Annotated in this window: 6 protein-coding genes; all 6 read right to left on the reverse strand. The window is 63.5% G+C overall.

Features of this window, described 5'->3' with window-relative positions:
• Position 1: 1 nt before the first annotated feature.
• Complete coding sequence (locus AB1792_08930; GenBank protein MEW5702337.1) at positions 2–949, reverse strand: ABC transporter ATP-binding protein; 948 nt, start codon at positions 947–949, stop codon at positions 2–4.
• The gene (locus AB1792_08935; GenBank protein ID MEW5702338.1) at positions 946–1887 is read right to left on the reverse strand and encodes an ABC transporter ATP-binding protein; all 942 of its coding nucleotides are present in this window, start codon (positions 1885–1887) and stop codon (positions 946–948) included. Before AB1792_08935 ends, AB1792_08930 begins: the two co-directional genes overlap by 4 nt.
• Positions 1884–2876 carry an HlyD family efflux transporter periplasmic adaptor subunit gene (locus AB1792_08940; GenBank protein MEW5702339.1) on the reverse strand — a complete coding sequence of 331 codons (993 nt, stop codon included), beginning with the start codon at positions 2874–2876 and terminating at the stop codon, positions 1884–1886. Before AB1792_08940 ends, AB1792_08935 begins: the two co-directional genes overlap by 4 nt.
• Positions 2873–4222, reverse strand: coding sequence for a TolC family protein (locus AB1792_08945; GenBank protein MEW5702340.1), 1350 nt, complete (start codon positions 4220–4222; stop codon positions 2873–2875). Before AB1792_08945 ends, AB1792_08940 begins: the two co-directional genes overlap by 4 nt.
• A complete protein-coding gene (locus tag AB1792_08950; protein MEW5702341.1) occupies positions 4219–4836 on the reverse strand; it encodes a TetR/AcrR family transcriptional regulator in 618 nt (205 codons plus the stop codon). The genes AB1792_08945 and AB1792_08950 overlap by 4 nt, the downstream gene beginning before the upstream one ends.
• Positions 4837–5241: 405 nt before the next feature.
• Positions 5242–8316: a M28 family peptidase gene (locus AB1792_08955; protein ID MEW5702342.1), complete on the reverse strand. Its 3075-nt coding sequence runs from the start codon at positions 8314–8316 to the stop codon at positions 5242–5244.
• Between the last annotated feature and the right edge of the window lie 824 nt (positions 8317–9140).

Genomic DNA, 9140 nt, shown 5'->3' on the forward strand with positions numbered 1-9140 from the left:
GTCACTCCGTCGGCGCGCCGCCCTCGGCTCGTATGCGGGCGATGAAGACGTCTTCCAAGGATGGTGACACAACGGTCATGCGACGAAATGGAACGCCGCGTTCCCGGAGTCGCGCACCGACCGCTTCCTGTCGCTCGGGCGCCGTGTCGCGCAGCACGACGTGGACCGCCCGCCCGAACAGACCGGCCTCCTGCACGCCCTCGAGGCCGCGCAGCGCCTCCACCGCCCGGGTGCCGTCGTCGGTATCGATTTCCAGAATCGGCTCGACCATCTGCTTACGCAGCGCCGACGGCGTATCCAGCGCGATGAGCCGGCCGCGATTCATCAACGACAGGCGATGGCAGTACTCGGCTTCCTCCATGTAGTGCGTACTGACCAGAACCGTCGTTCCCTCGTGGGTCAACGCATGAATCAAGTCCCAGAAACTCCGCCGCGAGATCGGGTCGACCCCGGAGGTCGGCTCATCTAGGAACAGCAGCTTCGGCTGATGCAGGACCGCGCATCCCAGGGCCAGGCGCTGCTTCCAACCCAAGGGGAGCTCGGCGGTCAGGCGACGCCGTTGATCGGTGAGATGCGCCATCGAGAGCGCCCAATCACGCCGCGCCGGAAGCTCCTGGCGCCCCACGCCGTAGAGCCCCGCGAAAAAGTCGATGTTCTCTTCCACCGTGAGGTCGCCATAGAGGGAGAACAGTTGCGACATGTAGCCGATACGGCGCTTGATCGACTCCGAGTCCCGGGCAATGTCGTACCCGGCGACCATCCCCGAACCCGACGTCGGGAGCAGCAGCCCGGACAGCATCCGGATCGTCGTGGTCTTGCCGGCGCCGTTGGGGCCGAGGAATCCGAAGATCTCCCCTTCCCAAACAGAGAAGCTCACGTGGTCGACCGCGGTGAAGTCGCCGAATGTCCGCGTGAGCGCGGCCACGTCGACGGCGACAGACGGACTCACGGTTGCTCCACGGAGGATACGCGGTCGATGAAGACATCCTCCAGCGACGGTGTCAGCGGACCGGCATCGAGCACGGGGTAACCCGATTCCACCAAGGCGACGCGGATCGGTCCGAGATCCCGTTCGACCGAGGTCACGGTCAGATGCAGGCGATCGCCAAACACCGCCGCCCGGCGCACGGAGGGAACTTGTTGCACGACGGCCAGAGCGCCGCGCGCATTCTCCAAACGGACAGACAAGAGCTCACCGGCCAGACTCTCTTGCAGCGCACCCGGGGTGTCGATCGCCAACACACGACCCTGATGAATCAACGCCAGACGGTCGAAGCGTTCTGCTTCATCCAGATATGCCGTGCTCACGATGGCGGTCACGCCTTCCGCCACCATCTCATGGACAATCAACCAGAGGTCGCGACGCGAGATCGGATCGACCCCGAACGTGGGCTCATCCAAAAGGAGAATCTCCGGCTGGTGGACCAGGGCGCACGACAGACCGAGTTTCTGCTTCATGCCGCCGGAGAGCTGCCCGGCGAGGCGATTTTGGAATTCCCTCAGGTTGGAGAAATGAAACAGCCGTTCAAGCCGCGCCGGTCTCTCGGCGCGAGGCACGCAGTACAAGTCGGCGTAGAACTCCAGATTCTCGCGCACCGTCAGGTCGGCATAGAGCCCGAAGCGTTGCGACATGTAGGCGATCGTGCGCTTCACCTGCTCGGGATTGTGTCGGACGCTCGCCCCGGCCAGGTGGGCGTCACCACCGCTCGGTCGCAGAACACCGGCGAGCATGCGCAAGGTCGTCGTCTTGCCGGCTCCATCCGGCCCCACCAACCCAAACAACTCGCCACGCTTCACGTCAAAGGACAACTCGGCGACGGCGATCCGATCGCCGAACCGGCGCGAGAGTTTTTCAACACGGATCGCAGCCGCCAAGTCCATGGTCATCGGGAGGTGTCCAGTCGGACATCCGCGGGCATTCCCGGCTTCAACTCGTACTCCGGGTCATCGAGAATACGAACTTTGACCGCATAGACCAATCGCACGCGTTCACGCGCCGTCTGCACGGTCTTGGGCGTGAACTCGGCCTCGCTGGCGACCGTCGTCACGGCGCCGCGATATCGTTTCTCCGGATGGGTGTCAGTCGTGATCGTAGCGGCCTGCCCGATGCGGACTGAACCGATCTGATCCTCCGGGATGTAGATGCGCACCCACCGGTCGTTGCGATCAAGAAGCGTCAACACCGGCGACCCGGCGGGCACGACCTCTCCCGGATCCCGGTGACGCACCGTGACCACACCGGCGAACGGGGCGCGAATGGCCATGTTCTGCAACACCGACTCGGCGGCGCGCAATGCCGCTTCCGACTGGGTCACCTGGGCCCGTTGCGCGGCGATTCGCTCCTGTCGGGGACCGCTCTCGACCAAACGCAATTGCTCTTCGGCGTAGGTCAGTTGATTCTCGGCGACGTCCAGAAGCACTCTCGCCTTGTCCAGCGCTTCCCGACTGGTTGCGCCACCGTCGTAGAGCGTTTTGGTTCGCTCCCAATCGCGCTGCGCGTCATTGCGACGTTCCTGTGCTGTCTGCCGGGCGGCACGCGCCTGGGCCACCTCCTCGGCGCGGGAACCGGTCTCCAATTCGGTCAACAAGGCCCGGGCCGCATCCACCTGTGCCGCCGCCTGTCCTCGTCTCGCTTCGGCCTCGGTCATGTCGAGCTCGGCCAGCGTCGCTCCGATGGCAACGGTGTCACCCTCACGCACCATGACTCGCGTCAGACGACCGGGAACAGGGAAACCCAACTGTGCCTCGACTGCCTCAACGGTCCCGGAGGCCGCCAGATTCGCCTGCGACCCGTCGCGACAAACTATGATCATCAGCACCGCGGCGATGAGCGCGCCGGCGGCGATGACAGCGATGACCGGCTTCTTCTGACTCACGGCCGATCCTCCAGATGATGGGCAATCCAATCCATAGTCAACTCTCCGGAAATTCGTGCCAGCTCCACGTTCGCCCCGATCTCCGCGTTTCGCGCCGCCGTGAGTCCGGCACTGGCCGACAGGAGGTCCGCCTCCGACGTCAGATAATCGGTCTGTGTCCCCACACCGGTTTCCAGTCGCAATTTCTCAATGCGCACGATCTCCGCGAACCGCTCTGTCGCCGCCGCCAGACTGCGCGTGCGCGCCCGCGCCGCGTTGATGGCACTCAGCGCGCGATCTACATCGCCGACCACGCGCAATTCCTCCTGCCGCAACTGCTCCCTGGCGGCACGCGCCGATGCCCGCGCCCGCTCCACGGAATGCGCCACCGCACCGCCGGTGAACAGCGGGAGCGAGAGCGAAAGACCAGCGCTCCATTCGGCGGCGTGATACCCTTCCTCGTTGCGGCGATCCACATAGTTGCCGACGGCGTGCACTGACGGCCAGTGCACCGAACGAGCCAAGGCCCATCCGGCGTCGGCCGCGGCGAGCGCGGATTTCGCCTGCGTGATCGCCGGACTCCTCGCTGAGACAGCCGCCAGCACCTCGTCGCGCGACCTGAGTGTGGAGTCGGCCAGCGTCACGCTGCGCAGCCGCTCGAACCCGCTTGTGCTTGGAGCCAGACCCAGCAGACGAGCCAAATCTCGTTCCGCCGTGTCCAGGTTGGTGGCAACCTCGACTCGATCGGCCTCGGCCTGGGTGAGAGCCGCTTCAATGCGGAGGATGTCCACGTCGGCGGCACGCCCCACATCGTGGAGCTGTCTGATGCGATCTTTCTGGGACTGGAACGCCGCGATGCGACGATCGTGGGCGGCCAGGACTTCCCGCATCCCCAAGACATTGAGGTAAGCGCCGACGGTCCGGGCGATGAGCGCCTGCTGGGTCGCATCCAGTCCCGCTTCGGCCACCGCCGCCTGATGCTTTGCCAGTCGAATGCGAGCGCCCCGCCCGCCACCGTCAAACAACGTGTACTCCGCCGCGACCGCCGACTGAAAGACTGTACGATCGAACGTCGGCGGCATAGTCAGCGAAAAGCTGTGGATCGGCGAGACCAGCATCGGCTCCTCATACTGCGTGGCCGACATCGCCAGAGAGAATGTCGGCATCCAAGCGGCTCGCGCCTCGCCGACCGCCGCCCTCGCCTGGTCACCGACCGCGCGCGCGACCGCCACCGATGGGTATTGCGCGACCGCCAGCTTCACCGCCGCTGTGATCGTGAGGGCGGCGCCGGTAGAATCGGCCCGAGCATCGCCGTGTCGGGACAGCACCGACACCACGATCAGTAGCACGGCAAAACGATGTCTCATCCGCGGCCCCTCCTTGTTGGCGACAACCCGCGTCGCAGGAATGTGACCATGTGATCCGCCAACCGGATGCGCGTCTTGCGGTCCGCCGTGTCCAGACCGACCGCATCGCGCAGCGGCTTGCGGGCCACCGCGACATAGATCGGCTGCGCCACGATGCTGATCGTCAGTAGTACCGGATCGCCGGAGACGATGCTCCCATCGCGCTGTCCGGCCGCCACTTGCTTTCGCAACATGCGGAACGCCCCTTCCATGACCTGGCGCACCGGCTCCGGGATCGGCCGCTCCAGTGACAACTCATGCAGCATCAACGCCGGCAAGTGGCGGTGGGCGGTGATGTGGTCGAGAATCGCGTGTACCACGGCGGCGATGCGTGCCAGCGGCGCGCCGTCTGCGGCGTCAACCTGCCGCACCCGCTCCAGCAGCGGTCCCGCCGCTGCCCGCAGCACCTCGTCGTACAGTGCCCGTTTCGTGCCGAAATGATAGGTCACGGCCCCCAAGTTGGCATGCGCCCGCGCCGTGATCATCTTGATCGACGTGCCATCATACCCGTTACGGGCGAAGAGCCAACGTGCCGATGTCAGCAGGGCCTGTCGTGTGCCGAGCGATTCATTCATACGTATGAATTATACGCGTTCCGGTTCCATCCTCCCACCTCTATTTCGGCCAGACTGTCATTTTCGTCAACTCGTGCACACACGGAGACGGGATGTCATGCCACAAGTCTTCAGACCCGTGCCGCCGCCTTCCCGAGATGAAAATTCACGGGTCTAAAGGGCGTGTTGAAAGAGCCACCGTTTCCGTGGCGCCGGGTGCCCACACCCGGCGCAAGTGGCTGTGCATCAACGGTCGGGTGTGGGCACCCGACCGCACATGGGCGGAATTGGGAGGTTTTTCAACAAGCCCTAAAGACCCGTGGCACGGAGCATTTGGGCCCTCTCAGGGGTTGTGAAGCCGGCCGCAAGAGGAAAGCGCCCGTGGAAGCTTGTCTCACGGGCGGAGATCATTCCTGGTCCGCGCGGCTACGGGCCGCAGGGATCACAGTAGGTCGCGCCCGGGCTGGCGCCGCGAAACGCCACATCCACGACCTTGATGACGTCGGTGATCGTCGTCGCGCCGCTACAGTCCACATCGGTCCGGTACCGCGGGCAGAACGGATCAGACACCGGCGCGACGCCGCGGAAGGCCACGTCGATGGTCATGGTGACGTCCGGCAGCGTGGAGCGCACGCCGTCGCACTGCGGATCGGCCGCGCACGGGCATTGACATTCGCAGACGTCACCGACGCCATTGCTGTCGGCGTCAACTTGGTCGGGGTTGTAGATTGTGGGGCAGTTGTCACAGGCATTGCCGATCTTGTCGCCGTCCGCGTCCCCTTGTCCGGGATTGCTGACTGCCGGGCAATTGTCGCAACCGGCGTAGAGGATGTCGCCGTCAGCGTCCCCGAGGAAGAAGACATACGCTTCCCCGGCACCGTCGCCCTGAGCGGTGTTCTTCCAACAGGCACCGGTAATCAGATCACGAATTCCGTCGCCGTTGACGTCAGCGGAACCCGAGAGCGCATTGCCGAACCAATCGCTGGGCTCCTGGCCGCTGCCGCTGTAGGCGTACAGTAGAGTCCCCAGCCGGCCGCTATAGAGGTACACGCGTCCCTGTCCCGGCGCACCGACAAGATAATCCGCATAGGTGTCGCCGTTGACATCTCCGGCGCCGGCGACCGCATAGCCGAACATATCCTCGAGATTTGCGCCTTCGTGGACGTAGAGGAGCACACCGTTCTGCCCGGAGTAGATGTAGACCCTGCCGTTACCGCTGTAGAGGGCACTCACCACGACATCGGCGAATCCATCATGGTTCACATCCCCCGCCGCCGCCACCGCGCCACCAAACTCGTCATCCTGTTGATCACCGCTGAAGGTTCGCAAGAGTGCCCCGGTGGCGCCTGAGTACACGTAGGCCCGACCCGCGTTCGTGCCCATGGCGTCGTTCCACTTTGCCCCCACGATCACATCTTCGACCCCATCCTGGTTGAAATCGCCGGCGCGCGACGCCGCGGCGCCGAACTGATCCCCCGAGACCTGGCCGGTGAGCGTACGGACCAGCGCACCGTCGGCACCGGAATACAAGAAGACACGACCCGGGCCGGGCATCCCCACCGTGTAACTGGGCGCCCCGATCACAATGTCCGGCACCAGATCACCGTTGATATCGTCGATGCCGGAGACAGCGGTGCCGAAGTAATCGGCCTCCGCGCTTCCGGTGAAGATGCGATCAGCGCTCGCGGCGTTCTTCGTGATCGGAAACGGACCGGCGCCGCCGTAGAAGACATACACGCGCCCGGCATTGAAGGTGTATGCGTCGTTGGCCATCGCGCCGACGATGACATCATCATACCCGTCGCCGTTGAGGTCCCCCCCGTCAGCCACTGCCGAGCCGAACCAATCTCGCGGCGCCTGACCGGTGAAATGGTATAGGAGGCTACCGTCGCGCCCGGAATAAACATAGGCCTGCCCTGGCTGTCCCGGCCCCGAATGCGAGCCATTGATGCCCGCGATCCAATCATCGTATCCGTCGTTGTTGACGTCCCCTGCCCCGCTCACGCTCCAACCCAAACCATAGGCCTCGGCCTCGCCCCCCGCGGTGAAATTGGGGCCGTCGAACAAACAAACGTCGCAGACGTCGCCGATGCCGTCATGGTCGACGTCGCCCTGGCCGGGGTTGGCCACCTCCGCGCAGTTGTCGCAGACATCGCCGACCCCGTCGACGTCGTAGTCGGCCTGACTGGCGTTGGAATTGAACGGGCAATTGTCGACGTCGTTCAGGATGCCGTCCCCGTCTATGTCCTTGTTATATGCAACGGTAAACACAGTGGCCAGCGACGCCTTGATCATCCGGGTCATGTAGTCGAAGCTCATGTAGGTGGTGCTGTCCTGGGAGGAATGATAGACCCCCGAGAAATTGTACTCCGCTAGGAACACACCATCGTAGCCCTTCTGCGTGAAGGGGTAGTGGTCCGAACCGCTGGAGGTCCCGGCGAGATGTCCGCTGATCCCCACCAGCGGGCCGCCGACGTCGATCCAGTGCTGCGCGTACTGGGTGCTGCTGCCGTGGTACAGATTGGCGTCTCCGTAATTGATGTACCACCCAATCATGTCCATGTTGAACATCAGGACAATCTGATCGCCCCTCGCCGCCGCCTCATCGGCATAGTGTTCCGATCCGTACAACCCCCATTCCTCGGCATCGAACGTGATGAAGATCAGGGTCAGGTCGTTTTCGAGATTCTTGAGGATACGCGCCAGTTCCAGTACACCGACCGTGCCGGAGGCGTTGTCGTCAGCCCCTGGCGAAGGAGGCACAGCGTCATAGTGCGCACCGACGATGACCTGCTTCTCTGGATAGGCTGCGCCCGGTTTGACGGCGACCACGTTGTAACAGGGCTTGGTGCCGCCCGAGACTGAGGCATAAAACAGATCGGTGTACACCGAGTCGTAGCCGAACGATTGAAACTTCGCCTTGATCCAATCGCGGGCGGCATAGATGGAGTCTGTCCCGGCCACCCGACGGTAGAAGGCCTGGAGCCGATTCTCCCAAGCCACGATCGAATCCTGACTCACTTTGTTGATCACCGAATCGAGATCCGCCAGGGGCATCAACATCTGTTTCTGAACCGGCTCCGGGACCACGTAGGCGATCTGGAGGTGCTCATTGCGGATGGGCAACAGATCCGGCACGTTGCCGGTCGGGAGCAGATCGGTAGGCTTCACACGGAGGACACGGATCCCCTCGTGTTCATAGAGCAGCGGATATCGGTCGAGGTTCTTGCGGTCGCGCCGCCAGTCAATCGCCAGTTCGTTCTTCTGCACACCCTTCTCCAGCAGCTCATGATCGAGTCGATACTGCGGGAGTTGCTCGGCGGTCATCTCATCACCCAGGAGGAGATAGTCATTGCCCGCCCGTAGCAGCACCTCGCCACCGATGGATTGTATCCAGAACGCATCGCGCGGTCCGTGCAGACTGACGCGATAGAGATCACCGCCCCACGCCGTCGTGGCGACCGCCAAAAGCGCAAACGTGCCCACCAGAATCCGTCTCATGATCTCTCCCCGTTGGCCATTGCCAGCCACAAGATCCCGAGTAGCAGTCCGGAGGAGGAAGAACCGCCGGGTGCCGTCTTGCCTCTATTCGCGATGACCCGTCAAGAACTGCCGAAACCGACCCGTCACGGTGCGGATTGGAGGGATACTCCTTCCGACGTACATTCTGCCGGCGCCTACATCGCGCCGGCTCTCCCAGTCTCAGTATAACTCCAATCCATGTGAACACAAGCGCGAATCCCCTATCGCGGTCGACTTGTCAGGCCGCGCGACGCGAGTCCGCCCGAGGCGGATTCGCCGGTCGCGCCCGCAGCTCTGCGCATGGGTAGGAAGCTGATACTCACGCCACCTCCCTCTCGATCGGCTTCATCCCGATTGTCCGATCCGCGAGAGACAATCACGGCCGATGCGGTCCCGATGGCGCATCTCGCTGTCAGGCAAACAGTTGGGTCCGGCCTTCAGTCGTCAGAGCAAGCCGCCGGCGCAACGCCAGGCCCAGCCGACCCGTTTTTGCTCCGGCGGAGCTATATTACGCAAAGAACTGCACGCCGGCTCCTACCTCGAGCAGGCGCCGCGTCGGCGGAGATAGAACTTGGTGCACGGTGAACAACCCACTCTTATCCCGACAGTGATTGTGTGGGAGGCCGACCCAGAACTCCGCACCATCAACTTCATTGGCCGCCCGTCTCCGGACATTCTAGTGTCCTGAGTCATTAATTTCTTAAACATTATTCTCTCGTCTGCGTATGTCTGGTAGACTCTTTGAAGGAGGCATCGCATGCGCAGAGGACCGCGACTGGAACCGTTGCGATTGAGCCCGCCCG

The sequence above is a fragment of the Candidatus Zixiibacteriota bacterium genome, from assembly GCA_040752595.1.
Taxonomy (GTDB): domain Bacteria; phylum Zixibacteria; class MSB-5A5; order WJJR01; family WJJR01; genus JACQFV01.

Excerpts from the sequence above, each read along its gene's own strand:
- AB1792_08935 (MEW5702338.1), bottom strand. The coding sequence starts at position 1,887 with ATGACCATGGACTTGGCGGCTGCGATCCGTGTTGAAAAACTCTCGCGC.
- AB1792_08945 (MEW5702340.1), bottom strand. The coding sequence starts at position 4,222 with ATGAGACATCGTTTTGCCGTGCTACTGATCGTGGTGTCGGTGCTGTCC.
- AB1792_08950 (MEW5702341.1), bottom strand. The coding sequence starts at position 4,836 with ATGAATGAATCGCTCGGCACACGACAGGCCCTGCTGACATCGGCACGT.
- AB1792_08955 (MEW5702342.1), bottom strand. The coding sequence starts at position 8,316 with ATGAGACGGATTCTGGTGGGCACGTTTGCGCTTTTGGCGGTCGCCACG.